Annotated in this window: 16 protein-coding genes; 13 read left to right on the top strand and 3 right to left on the bottom strand. The window is 64.9% G+C overall.

From position 1 onward, the window contains the following. Positions 1–11: 11 nt before the first annotated feature. The 3 genes from gph to ompA form a co-directional block, all read right to left on the bottom strand. On the bottom strand, positions 12–728 hold the full coding sequence (gene gph, locus CFB82_RS05495; RefSeq protein WP_069247424.1) for a phosphoglycolate phosphatase: 717 nt from the start codon (positions 726–728) through the stop codon (positions 12–14). Between the two features lie 13 nt (positions 729–741). Next, positions 742–1,440, bottom strand: a complete 699-nt coding sequence (gene ubiG / locus CFB82_RS05500; RefSeq protein WP_069247425.1) for a bifunctional 2-polyprenyl-6-hydroxyphenol methylase/3-demethylubiquinol 3-O-methyltransferase UbiG — start codon at positions 1,438–1,440, stop codon at positions 742–744. A gap of 155 nt (positions 1,441–1,595) precedes the next feature. Next, positions 1,596–2,267: an outer membrane protein OmpA gene (ompA, locus tag CFB82_RS05505; RefSeq protein WP_069247426.1), complete on the bottom strand. Its 672-nt coding sequence runs from the start codon at positions 2,265–2,267 to the stop codon at positions 1,596–1,598. A gap of 539 nt (positions 2,268–2,806) precedes the next feature. Between ompA and gyrA the strand changes: the two genes are divergently transcribed. The 13 genes from gyrA (at position 2,807) to rfaE1 (ending at position 17,957) form a co-directional block, all read left to right on the top strand. Further along, complete coding sequence (gene gyrA / locus CFB82_RS05510; protein ID WP_069247427.1) at positions 2,807–5,410, top strand: DNA gyrase subunit A; 2,604 nt, start codon at positions 2,807–2,809, stop codon at positions 5,408–5,410. 83 nt (positions 5,411–5,493) lie between these two features. After that, positions 5,494–6,093 carry a DUF2059 domain-containing protein gene (locus tag CFB82_RS05515; RefSeq protein ID WP_006486966.1) on the top strand — a complete coding sequence of 200 codons (600 nt, stop codon included), beginning with the start codon at positions 5,494–5,496 and terminating at the stop codon, positions 6,091–6,093. Positions 6,094–6,248: 155 nt separating this feature from the next. Continuing rightward, positions 6,249–7,331: a 3-phosphoserine/phosphohydroxythreonine transaminase gene (gene serC, locus CFB82_RS05520; RefSeq protein WP_069247428.1), complete on the top strand. Its 1,083-nt coding sequence runs from the start codon at positions 6,249–6,251 to the stop codon at positions 7,329–7,331. Between the two features lie 33 nt (positions 7,332–7,364). After that, positions 7,365–8,447, top strand: coding sequence for a prephenate dehydratase (gene pheA, locus CFB82_RS05525; protein ID WP_069247429.1), 1,083 nt, complete (start codon positions 7,365–7,367; stop codon positions 8,445–8,447). 186 nt (positions 8,448–8,633) lie between these two features. After that, the gene (locus CFB82_RS05530; RefSeq protein ID WP_069247430.1) at positions 8,634–9,560 is read left to right on the top strand and encodes a prephenate dehydrogenase/arogenate dehydrogenase family protein; all 927 of its coding nucleotides are present in this window, start codon (positions 8,634–8,636) and stop codon (positions 9,558–9,560) included. 13 nt (positions 9,561–9,573) lie between these two features. Continuing rightward, positions 9,574–10,878, top strand: a complete 1,305-nt coding sequence (aroA, locus tag CFB82_RS05535; RefSeq protein WP_069247431.1) for a 3-phosphoshikimate 1-carboxyvinyltransferase — start codon at positions 9,574–9,576, stop codon at positions 10,876–10,878. A gap of 13 nt (positions 10,879–10,891) precedes the next feature. After that, complete coding sequence (gene cmk, locus CFB82_RS05540; RefSeq protein ID WP_039343267.1) at positions 10,892–11,578, top strand: (d)CMP kinase; 687 nt, start codon at positions 10,892–10,894, stop codon at positions 11,576–11,578. A 141-nt stretch (positions 11,579–11,719) separates the two neighbouring features. Further along, positions 11,720–13,432, top strand: a complete 1,713-nt coding sequence (gene rpsA, locus CFB82_RS05545; protein ID WP_011544885.1) for a 30S ribosomal protein S1 — start codon at positions 11,720–11,722, stop codon at positions 13,430–13,432. Positions 13,433–13,454: 22 nt separating this feature from the next. After that, positions 13,455–13,778 carry an integration host factor subunit beta gene (locus CFB82_RS05550; protein ID WP_006486894.1) on the top strand — a complete coding sequence of 108 codons (324 nt, stop codon included), beginning with the start codon at positions 13,455–13,457 and terminating at the stop codon, positions 13,776–13,778. A 210-nt stretch (positions 13,779–13,988) separates the two neighbouring features. After that, positions 13,989–14,282: a lipopolysaccharide assembly protein LapA domain-containing protein gene (locus CFB82_RS05555; protein WP_069247432.1), complete on the top strand. Its 294-nt coding sequence runs from the start codon at positions 13,989–13,991 to the stop codon at positions 14,280–14,282. Positions 14,283–14,335: 53 nt separating this feature from the next. Next, positions 14,336–15,508: a lipopolysaccharide assembly protein LapB gene (gene lapB / locus CFB82_RS05560; RefSeq protein WP_069247433.1), complete on the top strand. Its 1,173-nt coding sequence runs from the start codon at positions 14,336–14,338 to the stop codon at positions 15,506–15,508. A gap of 90 nt (positions 15,509–15,598) precedes the next feature. Beyond that, positions 15,599–16,999 carry a UDP-glucose dehydrogenase family protein gene (locus CFB82_RS05565; RefSeq protein WP_069247434.1) on the top strand — a complete coding sequence of 467 codons (1,401 nt, stop codon included), beginning with the start codon at positions 15,599–15,601 and terminating at the stop codon, positions 16,997–16,999. A gap of 7 nt (positions 17,000–17,006) precedes the next feature. Beyond that, positions 17,007–17,957 carry a D-glycero-beta-D-manno-heptose-7-phosphate kinase gene (gene rfaE1, locus CFB82_RS05570; RefSeq protein ID WP_069247435.1) on the top strand — a complete coding sequence of 317 codons (951 nt, stop codon included), beginning with the start codon at positions 17,007–17,009 and terminating at the stop codon, positions 17,955–17,957. Positions 17,958–17,975: the final 18 nt, after the last annotated feature.

A 17,975-nucleotide genomic window follows, 5' to 3' on the forward strand; every position in this document is an offset into this window, starting at 1 on the left:
AAGATCAATCATTATAGCCCAACATCGCGCAGCAGTTCGCGCAGTTGCAGCGTCGTGTCGACGAGATGCTGCGCTTGCCAGTCGGCCGGCGCGGCGCCATCACCACAATAGCCGTACGCCGCCGCGACCGTCGCCATGCCGGCGGCGCTGCCGGCCTGAATGTCGCGCAGGTCGTCGCCGACGTAGACGATGCGCGCAGGCGCGAGCGTCAGCTGGTCGGCCGCATGCAGCAGCGGGGCTGGGTGCGGCTTCGGGTGCGGCGTTGTGTCGCCCCCGACGACGCAGGCGGCGCGCGGCGCGAGGCCGAGCAGGTCGACGAGCGGCGCCGTGAGCCGCATCGCCTTGTTTGTGACGATGCCCCAGCGCACGCCGCGCGCGTCGAGTTCGTCGAGCACGTCGCCGATGCCGGGGAACAGCGTCGTATGCACGCACAGATCCGTCGCGTAGTTGGCCAGGAACTCGTCGCGCATCGCTTCGTAGCCGGGCGTGTGCGGATCGATGCCGAACGCGCCGCCGAGCAGGCCGCGTGCGCCGGCCGAGGCCAGCGGCCGCAGCACGTCGAGCGGTGTTTCGGGCAGGTCGCGCACGCGTTGCATCTTGTTGACGGCAGCCGCGAGATCGGGCGCCGTGTCGGCGAGCGTGCCGTCCAGGTCGAACAGCACGGCATCGCAGTGCAGCAGGCGCGGTTCGTCGAGGGCAGCCCGCGCGGTCGAGAGGGGAGTCGTCATGCCGGTTGGAAGGTCACGCGCCGCGACGGCACGCGACGAGGTAGTTGATGTCGGCGTCGTTCGACAGCGCGAAGCGCTTGCCGATCGGGTGATACGTGATGCCCTTGATCTCCACGATGTGCAGATCCGTTGCCCGCACGAAGCCGGCCAGTTCCGACGGACGGATGAAGCGCGCGTAGTCGTGCGTGCCCTTCGGCAGCATCTGTGCGATGTACTCCGCGCCGATCACGGCGAACAGGTATGCCTTCAGGTTGCGGTTCAGCGTCGAGAAGAACACCCAGCCACCCGGCTTCACGAGCGTCGCGCAGGCGGCGACGATATCGCCGGGCGACGGCACGTGCTCGAGCATTTCCATGCACGTGACGACATCGTAGGTGCCCGGTTCGCGCGCGGCGATCGCTTCGGCAGCGATGGCCTCGTAATCGACCGAGATGCCGCTTTCGAGACTGTGCAGGTCGGCGACGCCGAGTGCTTCGGTCGACAGGTCGATGCCTTTCACCTGCGCGCCGAGTCCGGCCATCGATTCGGACAGGATGCCGCCGCCGCAGCCGACGTCGAGTGCGCGCTTGCCGGCGAGGTGCGCATGCGCATCGATCCAGCCGAGCCGGACCGGGTTCAGGTCGTGCAGCGGCTTGAATTCGGCATTCGGATCCCACCACCGATGGGCGAGGTCGCTGAATTTCTGGAGTTCGTGCGGATCGGCGTTGGTCATGTCGGCAAACGGGCTACGGGAGGAGGGCGGTGCTGCGATTCGTCAGCCCCGAGTATATAAGGAAGCGGACGAGCGGCGAAGCGGCGAGCGCCTGGACGGGCGTCAATGAAAAAGCCCCGCCGGAGCGGGGCTTTGAAGCAGTCGAAAACCGCGGCTTAGTTTGCCGGAACGGTCGTCTTCTGGACTTCTTGCGTACCGACCACTTCGACTTCCACGCGGCGGTCCGGTGCGAGGCAGGCGATGAGTTGCTTGCGGTTCTTCTGGTTGCAGCCAGTCGTAACCGGGTTGCGCTTGCCCTTGCCTTCCGTGTAGATCTTGTTGGCCGGCACACCCTTGCTGACCAGGTACGACTTCACGGCTTGCGCACGGCGCAGCGACAGACGGTCGTTGTACTTGTCCGAACCGATGCGGTCCGTGTAGCCCGTTGCGACGACCACTTCCGTGTTCATGCCCTGGATCTTCGACGACAGTTCGTCCAGCTTTTGCTTGCCCAGCGGCTTGAGCGTTGCCTTGTCGAAGTCGAACAGTGCGTCAGCTTGATACGTGATCTTCTGGCTCGTGATTGCCGGAGCGGCCGGAGCGACCGGTGCCGGTGCCGGTGCCTGGGCGACCAGTGCGCCATCGCACTTCGCGTTGGCGGTGGCCGGCGTCCAGAACGCATCGCGCCAGCAGAGCTCGTTCGTACCGTTCATCCACACCCATTCGCCCGTGCCGTTGACCCAGTTGTCATTGACGGCTTGGCGCGACGCCGGCACCGACTGTGCCGAAGCGGATGCAGCCATAACTGCGGTAGCTGCAATGAACGCGAGCTTTGAAAGTTTATTCATATTTCTCCTCTCGAAATTGAGATTACCGCAGGTTTACTGCGAGCCTGTTGACGGTGACAAGTCATACATTGCTCGAAGTATAACATTGGTGCGGCACAAAAAACGCGGCGCCGCCTCTGTGTAGACTTCGAGCAGCGTCTAACTTTCAGTGCGTTGGCATTTTGCCATATCGTTCCCTTCCTACGAAAAAAAATCCTCCCCACCCCAAGATCGCTTCAACTTTGTGGTGCATGCGCAACACTGACCTGCCGTAACTTTTAGAGATTGTCAAGAGTGTGGCGGCGAAATTGCGCCGATGAATGCAGTTGTTTACTCGTGCGCGAGAAACGCGTGACGCGGCAATCGTCTGTGATGCCGAGTCGGGTGCGATTGCGATGGGCAATTGCGGCCGACTCGCTGACGCCGCGATTTTTGCTATTCATATATAGAGGGGGCGAATTGGCGGCTGATGGGCGCATGTTAGAATCTCGCGTTGCGTTGCGCATGCAGCGCCCACGCGAAAGGCGTTCGCCGTCTTCGCTCCGAAACGATACGGATACATGGATCAATTCGCCAAAGAGACCCTGCCCACCTCCCTAGAAGAGGAAATGCGCCGTTCGTATCTCGATTACGCGATGAGCGTGATCGTCGGACGTGCCCTCCCGGATGTCCGCGATGGCCTGAAACCCGTGCACCGGCGCGTGTTGTTCGCGATGCACGAACTGAACAACGACTGGAACCGCGCGTACAAGAAGTCGGCGCGTATCGTCGGTGACGTGATCGGTAAGTACCACCCTCACGGTGACACCGCGGTCTACGACACCATCGTGCGGATGGCGCAGGACTTCTCGCTGCGCTACATGCTGATCGACGGGCAGGGCAACTTCGGCTCGATCGACGGCGACAATGCCGCGGCGATGCGTTACACCGAAATTCGCATGGCGAAGATCGGTCACGAGCTGCTCGCCGACATCGACAAGGAAACGGTCGATTTCGAGCCGAACTACGACGGCAACGAAATGCAGCCGTCGGTCCTGCCGTCGCGCATCCCGAACCTGCTGATCAACGGCTCGTCGGGTATTGCGGTCGGCATGGCGACCAACATCCCCCCGCACAACCTGAACGAAGTCGTCGACGCGTGCCAGCACCTGTTGGCCAACCCGGAAGCGACGATCGACGAGCTGATCGAGATCATCCCGGCGCCGGATTTCCCGACGGCGGGCATCATCTACGGCGTCGCCGGCGTGCGCGACGGCTATCGCACCGGGCGCGGCCGCGTCGTGATGCGTGCGGCCACGCACTTCGAGGAGATCGACCGCGGCCAGCGGATGGCGATCATCGTCGACGAGCTGCCGTACCAGGTGAACAAGCGCTCGCTGCTCGAGCGGATCGCCGAACTCGTCAACGAGAAGAAGCTCGAAGGCATCTCCGACATCCGCGACGAGTCCGACAAGAGCGGCATGCGCGTCGTGATTGAGCTCAAGCGCGGTGAAGTGCCGGAAGTGGTGCTGAACAACCTGTACAAGGCGACGCAGCTCCAGGACACGTTCGGCATGAACATGGTCGCGCTCGTCGACGGCCAGCCGAAGCTGCTGAACCTGAAGGAAATCCTGCAGTGCTTCCTGTCGCATCGACGCGAAGTGCTGACGCGCCGCACGATCTACGAACTGCGCAAGGCCCGCGAACGCGGCCACGTGCTCGAAGGTCTCGCGGTCGCGCTCGCGAACATCGACGAGTTCATCGCGATCATCAAGGCCGCGCCGACGCCGCCGATCGCGAAGGCGGAGTTGATGGCGAAGCCGTGGGATTCGTCGCTCGTGCGCGAGATGCTCACGCGTGCCGAGAGCGAGAACGCGGCGGCCGGCGGCCGCTCCGCGTACCGCCCGGAAGGCCTGAACCCGGCGTTCGGCATGCAGGCCGACGGGCTGTACCGCCTGTCCGACACGCAGGCCCAGGAAATCCTGCAGATGCGTCTGCAGCGCCTGACCGGCCTCGAGCAGGACAAGATCATCGGCGAGTATCGCGAAGTGATGGCACAGATCGCCGACCTGCTGGACATCCTCGCGCGCCCCGAGCGGATCACGACGATGATCGGCGACGAGCTGACCTCGGTGAAGGCCGAGTTCGGCGACGCGCGCCGCTCGAAGATCGAGCTGAACGCGACCGAGCTGAACACCGAGGATCTGATCACGCCGCAGGACATGGTTGTCACAATGTCGCATGCGGGTTACGTGAAGTCGCAGCCGCTGTCCGAGTACCGTGCGCAGAAGCGCGGCGGTCGCGGCAAGCAGGCGACACAGATGAAGGAAGACGACTGGATCGAGACGCTGTTCATCGCGAACACGCACGATTACATCCTGTGCTTCTCGAACCGCGGCCGCGTGTACTGGGTCAAGGTCTATGAAGTGCCGCAGGGCTCGCGCAACTCGCGCGGCCGCCCGATCGTCAACATGTTCCCGCTGCAGGAAGGCGAGAAGATCAACGTCGTGCTGCCGGTCAAGGAATTCTCGGCCGACAAGTTCATCTTCATGGCAACGTCGCTCGGCACCGTGAAGAAGACGCCGCTCGAGGCATTCAGCCGTCCGATGAAGAAGGGCATCATCGCGGTCGGCCTCGACGAAGGTGACTACCTGATCGGCGCGTCGATCACCGACGGCGCGCACGACGTGATGCTGTTCTCGGACTCCGGCAAGGCCGTGCGTTTCGACGAGAACGACGTGCGTCCGATGGGTCGCGAGGCGCGCGGCGTGCGCGGCATGCAGCTCGAGGACGGGCAGCAGGTCATCGCGATGCTGGTCGCCGGCAGCGAGGAGCAGACGGTGCTCACCGCCACCGAAAACGGCTACGGCAAGCGCACGCCGATCACCGAGTACACGCGTCACGGCCGCGGCACGAAGGGTATGATTGCGATCCAGACGTCCGAGCGTAACGGCAAGGTCGTGGCTGCGACGCTCGTCGACGCCGAGGATCAGATCATGCTGATCACGACGGCCGGCGTGTTGATTCGCACCCGTGTTTCCGAGATACGCGAAATGGGGCGCGCCACGCAAGGTGTTACACTCATCAGTCTCGATGAGGGTACCAAGCTCTCTGGCCTGCAGCAGGTCGCGGAGGCCGAAGAGGGAGAGGGCGAAGCCGACGAGGCGTCGGACGGCGAAGCCTGAAGAACGGATGAGACTCTGGCCGCCGCGGGCGCGAAGCGCCGCGGCCGGCGAGCAACCATTCATATTTCCAAAAGGGAGTGATGATGCAAAAGCAATTCAAGCAACTGGTTCTGCTGGCTGCACTGGTGCCGACGTTCGCGATGGCGCAAGCGCTGTCGAATTCCGCACCGGCAGCTCCGGCGGCAGCTGCGCCGATCGACGCCGACAAGAAGGCAGCGATCAAGGATCTGCTCGACGCGATCGACGCGCCGAAGCTCGTGTCGGCAATCGGCAACAGCGCCGAAATGCAGGCCAAGCAACTCGTCCCGGCGATCCTGTCGGACGCGCTGTCGGAAAACAAGACGCTGAACGACAAGCAGAAGCAGGCTGCCGTTCCGACGCTGCAGAAGAACGCGGTGCCGAAGCTGGTTGACGGCGCAGGCAAGGTGTTTGGCACGCAGCAGTTCCAGAGCGACGCGATGTCGGCTCAGTACGACGCCTACGCGAAGTACTACAGCACGTCGGAGATCAAGGATCTGACGACGTTCTACAAGAGCCCGACGGGCCGCAAGTTCATCCAGGTTCAGGATCAGGTCGGTCGCGACGTGGTCAACGGCCTGATGCAGAAGTACATGCCGCAAGCTATCCAGGCAACGCGCACGCAGGCTGACAAGGAAGTCGCAGCAGTCAAGCCGGGCAAGTAAAGCCGTCCGGGCACGCCCCCGGCCGTTCGGCCGGGTTTGGCGGGAGCCTGACGACAGTGCGATAATGGCCGTTTGCGCGCGAGCGCAAGCGGCCATTTCTTTTCTGGCGCGTTCTGCCGGCGGCGAGCCGGTCGCGTCCCTCCGAGGTTTTCACGATGCGCGTCTTTAATTTCTCCGCCGGCCCTGCGGCGATGCCCGAGGAAGTGCTGCGGCAAGCGGCCGACGAAATGCTCGACTGGCATGGCAGCGGCATGAGCGTGATGGAGATGAGCCATCGCGGCAAGGAATTCATGTCGATCCACGAGGCCGCGCTGACCGACCTGCGCGACCTGCTCGGCGTGCCGGCCAGTCACCGGATCCTGTTCCTGCAGGGCGGCGGTATCGCGGAAAACGCGATCGTGCCGATGAACCTGCTCGGGTCGCGCAAGACGGCCGACTTCGTCGTCACGGGCTCGTGGTCGCAGAAGTCGTTCAGCGAAGCGAAGAAATACGGCACGCCGCATCTCGCCGCAACCGGCAAGACGGAAGACGGCTTCACGCGTGCGCCCGCGCGCGCCGAATGGCAGCTGTCGGACGATCCGGCCTACGTGCATCTGTGTACCAACGAGACGATTGACGGCGTCGAGACGTTCGAGATTCCCGATCTCGGCGACATCCCGCTGGTCGCGGATGTCTCGTCGCACATCCTGTCGCGTCCGATGGACGTCGCGAAGTACGGCGTGCTGTTCGGCGGCGCGCAGAAGAACATCGGGATGGCCGGCGTGACGCTCGTGATCGTGCGCGAGGATCTGCTCGACCGCGCGCTGTCGATCTGCCCGTCCGCGTTCGAATGGAAGACCATCGCCGCGAACAACTCGCTGTACAACACGCCGCCCACCTACGCGATCTATATCGCGGGCCTGGTGTTCCAGTGGCTGAAGCGGCAGGGTGGCCTCGAAGCGATCGAGGCCCGCAATATCGAAAAAGCGAAGCTGCTCTACGACACGATCGATGCGAGCGGTTTCTATCTGAACAAGGTCGAGCCGGCAGCACGTTCGCGGATGAACGTGCCGTTTTTCCTGGCCGACGAAACGCGCAACGAAGACTTCCTTGCCGGCGCAAAGGCGCGCGGGCTGCTGCAGCTGAAGGGCCACAAGTCCGTCGGTGGCATGCGGGCGTCGATCTACAACGCGGTGCCGCTCGAGGGCGTGAAAGCGCTCGTCGAGTACATGAAGGACTTCGAGCAGCGCGGCGCCTGACGGCGGCGCTGGTCAAACAGCACGGCAAATCGCATGGACGACGAACTGAATTCCCGCCTGAAACCGCTGCGCGATCGCATCGATGCGATCGACGCGCAGCTGATCGCGCTCCTGAACCAGCGCGCCGCGGTGGCGCTGGAGGTGGGCGAGGTCAAGAAGCATTTCAACGCGCCGGTGTTCCGGCCCGAGCGCGAGCTGCAAGTGATCGCCCGGCTGCAGGACATGAGCGCGGGGCCGCTCGCGAGCGAGCACATCAGCGCCATCTGGCGCGAGATCATGGCCGCGAGCCGCGCGCTCGAGCAGACGATCCACGTCGCGTTCCTCGGGCCGGTCGGCACGTACAGCGAGCAGGCGATGCTCGAGTATTTCGGCCAGTCGATCGAAGGGCTGCCGTGCCCGTCGATCGACGAGGTGTTCCGCTCGGTCGAGGCCGGCGCGTCCGCGTTCGGTATCGCGCCGGTCGAAAATTCGACCGAAGGCGCCGTCTCGCGCACGCTCGACCTGTTGCTGCAGACGCAACTGCTGATCAGCGGCGAACTCGCGCTGCCGATCCATCACAACCTGCTGACGCAGAGCGGCACGCTCGACGGCGTGAAGCGCGTCTGCGCACACGCGCAGGCGCTTGCGCAATGCCAGCAGTGGCTCGCGGCGAATGCGCCGCAGCTCGAGCGGCAGGCGGTGGCGAGCAACGCGGAGGCTGCGCGTCTCGCGGCGGCCGATCCGACCGTCGCGGCGATCGCGGGCGACCGCGCGGCCGCACACTACGGCTTGCAGATCGCGTTCTCGCTGATCCAGGACGATCCGCACAACCGTACGCGCTTCGTCATCATCGGCAAGCAGCCGGCCGGGCAGAGCGGTCACGACCAGACGTCGCTGATCGTGTCTGTGAAGAACGAACCGGGCGCCGTGTTCAAGCTGCTCGAGCCGCTCGCGCGGCACGGCGTGTCGATGACGCGCTTCGAGTCGCGTCCGGCGCGCGTCGGCACGTGGGAGTACTACTTCTACATCGACATCGAAGGGCACCGGGACGATGCGTCGGTTGCGGCCGCGCTCGCGGAACTCGGCCAGAAGGCCGCGTTCCTGAAGATACTCGGTTCGTATCCGCGCGCACGCTGAGGCGTGGCGGCCCGTCGCCTGTTCGCGCAGGCGTTGGGGCCCGGCGGGCAGGGCAGTCTCATCGGCGCTGCCGAAGGCGGGTTCGGGCGGCACCCGGCGCAGGTTGCGCCGGATGCGGGCCCGTTGCCCGGAATCTGGAATTCCGCGTGCGGGGCGTCGTCCTGCGCGCGTAACTTGGCTCTTGTCGTGTCAGGCTTTGCATTCAACAAACTGGTCATCTTCGGCGTCGGCCTGATCGGCGGATCGCTGGCCCGCGCGCTGCGCGAGCGCGCGCCGGGCGGCGCGGGCGAGGTTGTCGGCGTGGGCCGTTCACGTACTTCGGTCGAGCGTGCGCTCGCACTCGGCGTGATCGACCGCGCGGCGGCGCTCGACGACGACGCGCAATTGCGCGACGCGCTGGCGGGCGCCGATCTGGTGCTGCTGGCCGCGCCCGTCGCACAAACGGGCCCGTTGCTCGCGCGCATCGCGCCGTGGCTTGAAGCGGCGACGATCGTCACCGATGCGGGCAGCACCAAGTCCGATGTCGTCGCGGCCGCGCGCGAAGCGCTCGGCGCGCGGATCGCGCAGTTCGTGCCGGGGCACCCGATCGCGGGTCGCGAGTCGAGCGGCGTCGAGGCCGCGTTGCCGGATCTGTACGTCGGCCGTAACGTCGTGCTGTGCCCGCTGCCGGAGAACGCACCCGAAACGGTCGCCCGGATCGACGCGATGTGGCGCGCGACCGGCGCCGACGTGCGCACGATGAGCACGGAGCAGCACGATCGCGTATTCGCGTCGATCAGCCATCTGCCGCACGTGCTGTCGTTCGCGCTCGTCGAGCAGATCCTCGGCGAAGCGGACGCGGAACTGAAATTCTCGTACGCGGCGGGCGGCTTCCGCGATTTCACGCGCATCGCGGCGTCGAGCCCGGAGATGTGGCGCGACGTTTGCGTCGCGAACCGCGCGGCGCTGCTCGACGAGCTCGATGGCTACACGCGTGTGCTCACGCGGCTGCGCGCGGCGATCGACGCCGGCGACGGCGCGGCGCTCGAAGCGGTGTTCACGCGTTCGCGCGCGGCGCGCAAGGCATGGCAGGAGCGCGGTGGTACGCCCGCTGCCGAACCGGTCAAGAAATAACAGGACGATTCCCATGGACTATCTCGATCTCGGCCCGTACTCCAGCGCATCGGGCACCGTGCGCCTGCCCGGCTCGAAGAGCATTTCGAACCGCGTGCTGCTGCTCGCGGCGCTTGCCGAAGGCGAAACGACGATCACCAACCTGCTCGACTCCGACGATACGCGCGTGATGCTCGACGCACTCGGCACGCTCGGCGTGAAGCTCAAGCGCGATGGCGACACCTGCGTCGTGATGGGCACGCGCGGCGCATTCACCGCGAAGACGGCCGACCTGTTCCTCGGCAATGCGGGCACGGCCGTGCGGCCGCTGACCGCCGCGCTCGCGGTGAACGGCGGCGACTATCGCGTGCACGGCGTGCCGCGCATGCACGAGCGGCCGATCGGCGATCTCGTCGACGGTCTGAGGCAAATCGGCGCGCAGATCGACTACGAGCTGAACGAAGGCTACCCGCCGCTGCGGATCAAGCCCGCGAACATTTCCGTCGACGCGCCGATCCGCGTGCGCGGCGACGTGTCGAGCCAGTTCCTCACGGCGTTGCTGATGACGCTGCCGCTCGTGAAGGCGAAGGACGGCAAGATCGTCGTCGAGGTCGATGGCGAGCTGATCTCGAAGCCGTACATCGACATCACGATCCGGCTGATGGAGCGCTTCGGCGTGACCGTCGAGCGCGACGGCTGGCAGCGCTTCGTCGTGCCGGCCGGCGTCCGCTACCGCTCGCCGGGGCGGATCATGGTCGAGGGCGATGCGTCGTCCGCGTCGTACTTCCTCGCGGCCGGCGCGCTCGGCGGCGGCCCGCTGCGCGTCGAAGGCGTGGGGCGCGCGAGCATCCAGGGTGATGTCGGCTTCGCGAACGCACTGATGCAGATGGGCGCGAACGTGACGATGGGCGACGACTGGATCGACGTGCGCGGCATCGGCCACGACCACGGCAAGCTCGAGCCGATCGACATGGACTTCAACCTGATCCCCGATGCGGCGATGACCATCGCGGTCGCGGCGCTGTTCGCGAACGGCACGAGCACGCTGCGCAACATCGCGAGCTGGCGTGTGAAGGAGACCGACCGCATCGCCGCGATGGCGACCGAGTTGCGCAAGGTCGGCGCGATCGTCGACGAAGGCCCGGACTACCTCGTCGTCACGCCGCCGGAAAAGCTCACGCCGAACGCGGCGATCGACACCTACGACGATCACCGGATGGCGATGTGCTTCTCGCTCGTCAGCCTGGGCGGCGTGCCCGTGCGGATCAACGATCCGAAGTGCGTCGGCAAGACGTTCCCCGACTATTTCGACCGCTTCGCTGCGCTCGCCAAAGCCTGACCCCACTGTTCTGATGAAATCGACCCGACCCTTTCACCCGACTCCCGTCATCACGATCGACGGCCCGACTGCTTCCGGCAAGGGCACCGTCGCCGCGCTCGTCGCCGCGCATCTTGGCTTCCACCTGCTCGACAGCGGAGCGTTGTACCGGCTCGCCGCGCTCGCGAGCGTGCGCTACGGCATCGAGGCCGAGGACATCGACGCGCTGGTGAAGCTGATCGACGATCTCCACATCACGTTCCGCGAAGGCTGCGCACAGCTCGACGGCGTCGATGTGTCGAACGACATCCGCGCCGAAGCGGTCGGCAACCGCGCATCGGCGATTGCCGTGCACGGGCCGGTGCGCACCGCGCTCGTCGCGCGCCAGCGCGCGTTCCGCAAGACGCCGGGCCTCGTTGCGGACGGGCGCGACATGGGTACCGTGATCTTCCCGGACGCCGTGCTGAAGGTGTTCCTGACGGCCAGCGCCGAGGCACGCGCGACCAGACGGCATAAGCAATTGATGCAAAAAGGTTTTTCTGCTAATATAGATGACTTGCTCCGGGATCTTCGTGAACGTGACGCGCGCGACAGCAATCGCGCGGCCGCGCCGCTGAAGCCCGCAGCAGATGCCAAGCTGCTCGATACGTCGGCGCTTTCGGTCGATGAAGCGGTCGACCAGGTGCTGCAGTGGTACCGGGCGCTCGGCCAGCCCGCCTGAGAAGGCGGGCAGCGGTAGGTGCTCCGCGCGTAAGGGCGGAGCGTGTTTCGAACCCTTAACCCCGTGTGGACATCGATCTGGCCCTTTCAGCCTGCCATTCCGGCCGGCGTGGCACAGCGATCCATGCACAATCAGATTTTTATGTCCGACCTGCAAACCTCTACCCCGAATACTGAATCTTTCGCGGCTCTGTTCGAAGAGTCGCTGACCCGCCAAGACATGCGCGCCGGCGAAGTGATTTCCGCCGAAGTCGTGCGCGTCGACCACAACTTCGTGGTCGTCAATGCAGGCCTGAAGTCCGAGGCTTACATTCCGATCGAGGAATTCCTGAACGATCAGGGCGAGGTTGAGGTGCAGTCGGGCGATTTCGTGTCCGTCGCGATCGACGCACTCGAAAACGGCTACGGCGACACGATCCTGTCGCGCGACAAGGCGAAGCGCCTTGCATCGTGGCTGTCGCTGGAAAAGGCGCTCGACAACAACGAACTCGTCACCGGCACGATCACCGGCAAGGTGAAGGGCGGCATGACCGTGATGGTCAACGGCATCCGCGCGTTCCTGCCGGGTTCGCTGGTCGACACGCGTCCGGTCAAGGACACGACCCCGTACGAAGGCAAGACGCTCGAGTTCCGCGTGATCAAGCTCGATCGCAAGCGTAACAACGTCGTGCTGTCGCGTCGTGCAGTGATCGAAGCAACGCAAGGCGAAGAGCGCGCGAAGCTGCTCGAGACGCTGAAGGAAGGCGCGATCGTCAACGGCGTGGTCAAGAACATCACCGACTACGGCGCGTTCGTCGACCTCGGCGGCATCGACGGCCTGCTGCACATCACCGACATCGCATGGCGTCGTGTGCGTCACCCGAGCGAAGTCCTGTCGGTTGGCCAGGAAGTCACCGCGAAGATCCTCAAGTTCGACCAAGAGAAGAACCGCGTCTCGCTGGGCATCAAGCAACTGGGCGACGATCCGTGGGAAGGCATCTCGCGCCGTTACCCGTCGGGCACGCGCCTGTTCGGCAAGGTCACGAACATCACCGACTACGGCGCATTCGTCGAAGTGGAATCGGGCATCGAAGGCCTCGTCCACGTGTCGGAAATGGACTGGACCAACAAGAACGTTGCTCCGTCGAAGGTTGTCCAGCTGGGCGACGAAGTCGAAGTCATGGTCCTCGAGATCGACGAAGACCGTCGTCGTATCAGCCTCGGCATGAAGCAGTGCAAGCCGAATCCGTGGGATGACTTCAGCCGCAACTTCAAGAAGGGCGACAAGATCACGGGCGCAATCAAGTCGATCACCGACTTCGGCGTGTTCATCGGTCTGCCGGGCGGCATCGACGGCCTGGTCCACCTGTCGGACCTGTCGTGGAGCGAAGCTGGCGAAGAAGCTGTTCGCAAGTACAAGAAGGGCGACGAAGTCGAAGCAATCGTGCTCGGTATCGACGTCGAGAAGGAACGTATTTCGCTGGGCATCAAGCAGCTCGAAGGCGACCCGTTCAGCAACTACGTTGCAATGAACGACAAGGGCTCGATCGTCGACGGCGTCGTGAAGACGGTCGATGCGAAGGGTGCGGTCGTTACGCTGACGGGTGACATCGAAGGCTACCTGCGCGCGTCGGAAATCTCGCAGGATCGCGTCGAAGACGCTCGCAACGTGCTGAAGGAAGGCGACAAGGTCAACGCGATGGTGATCAACATCGATCGCAAGTCGCGCGGCATCAACCTGTCGATCAAGGCGAAGGATTCGGCTGAACAACAGGAAGCGATCCGCGGCCTGCAGTCGGACTCCAGCGCTGCTGCGACCGGTACGACCAACCTCGGCGCGCTGCTGAAGGCGAAGCTCGACGGCCAGAACCAGTAAGCCTCACGAGGTCTGCTGAAGTATGACCAAATCCGAGTTGGTCGCGCAGCTGGCATCGCGATTTCCGCAACTTGTCCTCAAGGATGCGGATTTCGCGGTGAAAACGATGCTCGATGCGATGTCTGATGCCCTGGCGAAAGGGCATCGCATTGAAATTCGGGGTTTCGGCAGCTTTGGCCTCAACCGTCGCCCGGCGCGCGTCGGACGCAACCCGAAGTCAGGGGAGAAAGTGCAGGTGCCCGAGAAGTTCGTGCCGCACTTCAAGCCTGGCAAGGAATTGCGTGAACGCGTCGATGGCCGCGCCGGTGAACCGCTGAAGGCTGATGATCCGGACGACGAGCGTTAAGCGTCATCCGGTTTGCCCGGAACCCATCCGGCGAAGGCTGAAAAGAAAAGCGCCCCTTGCGGGCGCTTTTTTCATTTCCGGCGATCGTCGCGCAACGGCGGCACGCAGGATCTGCGCAGCCGCGGAAACGCATCCTTTACAATACGGGTCGATTCGGCGCGACGAAGGGGAGTCGCGCGCCGCGGCAAACCTCAACAAAGAGAGGGCTTCATGAAGTTTATCGTCTGGCTGATCCGGGTATTGGTGTTCGTCCTGCTGCTGGTGCTTGCGCTGGCCAATACGCAAACCGCGACGCTGAATTTCCTTGCCGGCTATTCATGGCAAGCGCCGCTGATCCTGATCGGCCTGGCGTTCTTCGGCGTGGGGCTGCTGGCCGGCCTGCTGTCCGCGCTGCCTTCGATCTTCCGTCTGCGTCTCGAGAACGGGCGTCTGAAGCGCGATCTGCGCGCGGCGCGCGAAACGCCGGCCGTCATCGACCAGCCGCCGATGCCGCCCGTCATTTAACACGGACGCCGCGCGATCATCGCGCGGTTTTCGTCTCTGCTTCGATATTTCGCATGGATCTGGATTTCTGGTGGTTGCTCGCGATTCCGGTCGCGTTCGCGCTCGGTTGGGCGGCGTCACGCTATGACCTGAAGAATCTCCTGTCGGAGAGTGCCAACCTGCCGCGATCGTATTTTCGCGGTCTGAATTTTCTGTTGAACGAACAACCTGACAAGGCGATCGACGCGTTCATCGAGGTCGCCAAGCTCGATCCCGAGACGGTCGAGCTGCACTTCGCGCTCGGCAACCTGTTTCGCCGCCGGGGCGAGACCGATCGCGCGATCCGCGTGCACCAGAACCTGCTGAGCCGCACGGACCTGCCGGTCAACGAGCGCGACCACGCGCTGTACGAGCTCGGCCAGGATTTCCTGAAGGCCGGGCTGCTCGATCGTGCCGAGGAAGCGTTTCACAAGCTCGCCGACGGCGATTACGCGCTCGGCGCGCAGCGGGCGCTGCTGACGATCTACGAGATCGAGAAGGACTGGAACAAGTCGATCGATACGGCGAAGCGCATCGAGTCGATGAGCGACAAGCCGCTCGGCGTCGAAATTGCCCAGTTCCACTGCGAACTCGCACAGGACGCGCTGCAGCGCAAGAACGCGGCAGCGGCCGCCGAACAGCTGCGCCTGGCGCTGACCGTGAACCCGCAGAACGTCCGCGCGACGGTGCTGTCCGGCGACGCGGCGCAAGCCGAGGGCAACCACGCGGCCGCGATCGAGCACTGGAAGCGCGTCGAGGCGCAGAATCCGGCGTATCTGCCGCTCGTCGCCGACAAGCTGATGAAGGCGTATGTCGCGCTCGGCAAGAATGCCGAAGGCGCCGAGCTGCTGATGGGGTATATCGACCGCTATCCGTCGAACGACCTGCTCGACATCGCGTACCAGCACATCGCGGGGTTGCGCGGCCAGGATGCGGCGCACACGCTCGCGCGCACGCAGATGGAGAAGTCACCGAACCTGTCGGGGATGCTGCATCTGCTCGATGCGCAAATCGCCGCGGCCGACGAACCGCGTCGTAAGGAACTTGAAATGATGCGTGCGCTGATCAAGCAGCGCACCAAGAATCTGCCACGGTATACGTGCCAGAATTGCGGTTTCCGGGCACGGCTCTTCTATTGGCAGTGCCCCGGATGCAGCGGCTGGGAAACCTATGCGCCGCGCCGCGTCGAACCTGCGATGCCGGGCTGATCCCGGCACGCGGAGCCAACGCGCTGCGGTTGCCGCCGGGCTCGTCCCGGCGGCCAAGTTAGTCAATTACCGGGAAGTACCGGAACATCTATGAAAATCACCATCATCGGCACCGGCTATGTCGGTCTCGTCACGGGCGCCTGCCTCGCGGAGATCGGTCACGACGTCTTCTGTCTCGACGTCGATCAGCGCAAGATCGACATCCTGAACAACGGCGGGATGCCGATTCACGAACCGGGGCTGCTGGACATCATCGCGCGCAATCGCGCGGCGGGGCGCCTGCGCTTCTCGACCGATATCGAGGCGAGCGTCGCGCACGGCGAGATCCAGTTCATCGCCGTCGGCACGCCGCCCGACGAGGACGGCTCGGCCGACCTGCAGTACGTGCTCGAAGCAGCACGCAACATCGGCCGCCACATGACGAGCTTCAAGGTGATCGTCGACAAGTCGACGGTGCCGGTCGGCACCGCGCAGCGCGTGCGCGGCGTGGTCGACGAGGCGCTTGCCGCCCGCGGTCTGGCAGGCAGCGTCGCGCATCGCTTCTCGGTCGTGTCGAACCCGGAGTTCCTGAAGGAAGGCGCCGCGGTCGAAGACTTCATGCGTCCGGACCGGATCATCATCGGCGTCGACGACGACGAGACGGGCACGATCGCGCGCGAGAAGATGAAGAAGCTTTACGCGCCGTTCAATCGCAACCACGAGCGCACGATCTACATGGACGTGCGTTCGGCCGAATTCGCGAAATATGCGGCGAACGCGATGCTCGCGACGCGCATCTCGTTCATGAACGAGATGTCGAATCTGGCCGACAAGGTCGGCGCCGACATCGAGGCCGTGCGCCGCGGGATCGGCTCCGATCCGCGCATCGGCTATCACTTCCTGTACGCCGGCGTCGGCTATGGCGGCTCGTGCTTCCCGAAGGACGTCCAGGCGCTGATTCGCACGGCCGGCGAGAACGGCCAGCCGCTGCGCATCCTGGAGGCCGTCGAGGCGGCCAACTCTGCGCAGAAGGACGTGCTGATCAGCAAGATCGAGCAGCGCTTCGGCGCCGACCTGACCGGCCGCGAGTTCGCGGTCTGGGGCCTGGCGTTCAAGCCGAACACCGACGACATGCGCGAGGCGCCGAGCCGCCGCCTGATCGCCGCGCTGCTCGAACGCGGCGCGACCGTGCGTGCGTACGATCCGGTCGCGGTCGACGAGGCGCGGCGCGTGTTTGCGCTCGATTTCGGCACCGATCCGGACGCGCTGGCCCGGCTGCATCTCGTCGAGACGCAGGACATCGCCGTGACGGGCGCGGACGCGCTCGTGATCGTGACCGAGTGGAAGGAGTTCCGGAGCCCCGACTTCACGCGCCTGAAGGCCGAACTGAAGGCGCCGGTGATCTTCGACGGTCGCAACCTCTATGAGCCGGATGCGATGGCCGAACTCGGCATCGACTACTACGCGATCGGCCGGCCGTATGTCGATCCCCAGTCGTCCACCCGTGGCTGACCACACGATGAATACTCTCCGCGAAGTCGTTCCGGTGCCGCGCGAGCAGCTTGCGCGCTCGCGCGTGCTTGTCGTCGGCGACGTGATGCTCGACCGTTACTGGTTCGGCAACGTCGATCGCATTTCGCCTGAAGCGCCGGTGCCGGTCGTGCACGTGCAGCGTCAGGAAGAGCGCCTCGGCGGTGCGGCCAACGTCGCACGCAACGCCGTGACGCTCGGCGGCCAGGCCGGGTTGCTGTGCGTCGTCGGTTGCGACGAACCCGGCGAGCGGATCGTCGAGCTGCTCGGCAGCAGCGGCGTGACGCCGCATCTCGAGCGCGACCCGGCGCTGCCGACCACGATCAAGCTGCGCGTGCTCGCGCGCCAGCAGCAACTGCTGCGCGTCGACTTCGAGGCCATGCCGACGCACGAGGTGTTGCTCGCGGGGCTCGCGCGCTTCGATGCGCTGCTGCCGCAGCACGACGTCGTGCTGATGTCGGATTACGCGAAAGGCGGCCTGACGCACGTCACGACGATGATCGAGAAGGCGCGTGCGGCCGGCAAGTCCGTTCTCGTCGACCCGAAGGGCGACGACTGGGCACGCTACCGCGGCGCGTCGCTGATCACGCCGAATCGCGCTGAATTGCGCGAAGTGGTCGGGCAGTGGAAGTCGGAAGACGATCTGCGCGCGCGCGTCGCGAAGCTGCGCGCGGAGCTCGGCATCGACGCGCTGCTGCTCACGCGTTCGGAAGAAGGGATGACGCTGTTTTCCGCCAGCGGCGAACTGCACGCACCGGCGCTCGCGCGCGAGGTGTTCGACGTGTCGGGCGCGGGCGATACCGTGATTGCAACGGTCGCGACGATGCTCGGCGCGGGCGTGCCGCTCGTCGATGCCGTCGTGCTCGCGAATCGCGCGGCAGGCATCGTGGTCGGCAAGCTCGGCACGGCCACGGTGGATTACGACGAACTGTTTCACTGAGCGCATGCGGTGGCGCGA

This window comes from Burkholderia sp. HI2714, assembly GCF_002223085.1.
GTDB classification, from domain to species: domain Bacteria; phylum Pseudomonadota; class Gammaproteobacteria; order Burkholderiales; family Burkholderiaceae; genus Burkholderia; species Burkholderia lata_D.

Excerpts from the sequence above, each read along its gene's own strand:
- gyrA (WP_069247427.1), top strand. The coding sequence starts at position 2,807 with ATGGATCAATTCGCCAAAGAGACCCTGCCCACCTCCCTAGAAGAGGAA.
- CFB82_RS05555 (WP_069247432.1), top strand. The coding sequence starts at position 13,989 with ATGAAGTTTATCGTCTGGCTGATCCGGGTATTGGTGTTCGTCCTGCTG.
- serC (WP_069247428.1), top strand. The coding sequence starts at position 6,249 with ATGCGCGTCTTTAATTTCTCCGCCGGCCCTGCGGCGATGCCCGAGGAA.
- rfaE1 (WP_069247435.1), top strand. The coding sequence starts at position 17,007 with ATGAATACTCTCCGCGAAGTCGTTCCGGTGCCGCGCGAGCAGCTTGCG.
- aroA (WP_069247431.1), top strand. The coding sequence starts at position 9,574 with ATGGACTATCTCGATCTCGGCCCGTACTCCAGCGCATCGGGCACCGTG.
- lapB (WP_069247433.1), top strand. The coding sequence starts at position 14,336 with ATGGATCTGGATTTCTGGTGGTTGCTCGCGATTCCGGTCGCGTTCGCG.
- pheA (WP_069247429.1), top strand. The coding sequence starts at position 7,365 with ATGGACGACGAACTGAATTCCCGCCTGAAACCGCTGCGCGATCGCATC.
- CFB82_RS05550 (WP_006486894.1), top strand. The coding sequence starts at position 13,455 with ATGACCAAATCCGAGTTGGTCGCGCAGCTGGCATCGCGATTTCCGCAA.
- CFB82_RS05515 (WP_006486966.1), top strand. The coding sequence starts at position 5,494 with ATGCAAAAGCAATTCAAGCAACTGGTTCTGCTGGCTGCACTGGTGCCG.
- CFB82_RS05565 (WP_069247434.1), top strand. The coding sequence starts at position 15,599 with ATGAAAATCACCATCATCGGCACCGGCTATGTCGGTCTCGTCACGGGC.
- gph (WP_069247424.1), bottom strand. The coding sequence starts at position 728 with ATGACGACTCCCCTCTCGACCGCGCGGGCTGCCCTCGACGAACCGCGC.
- rpsA (WP_011544885.1), top strand. The coding sequence starts at position 11,720 with ATGTCCGACCTGCAAACCTCTACCCCGAATACTGAATCTTTCGCGGCT.
- cmk (WP_039343267.1), top strand. The coding sequence starts at position 10,892 with ATGAAATCGACCCGACCCTTTCACCCGACTCCCGTCATCACGATCGAC.
- ubiG (WP_069247425.1), bottom strand. The coding sequence starts at position 1,440 with ATGACCAACGCCGATCCGCACGAACTCCAGAAATTCAGCGACCTCGCC.
- ompA (WP_069247426.1), bottom strand. The coding sequence starts at position 2,267 with ATGAATAAACTTTCAAAGCTCGCGTTCATTGCAGCTACCGCAGTTATG.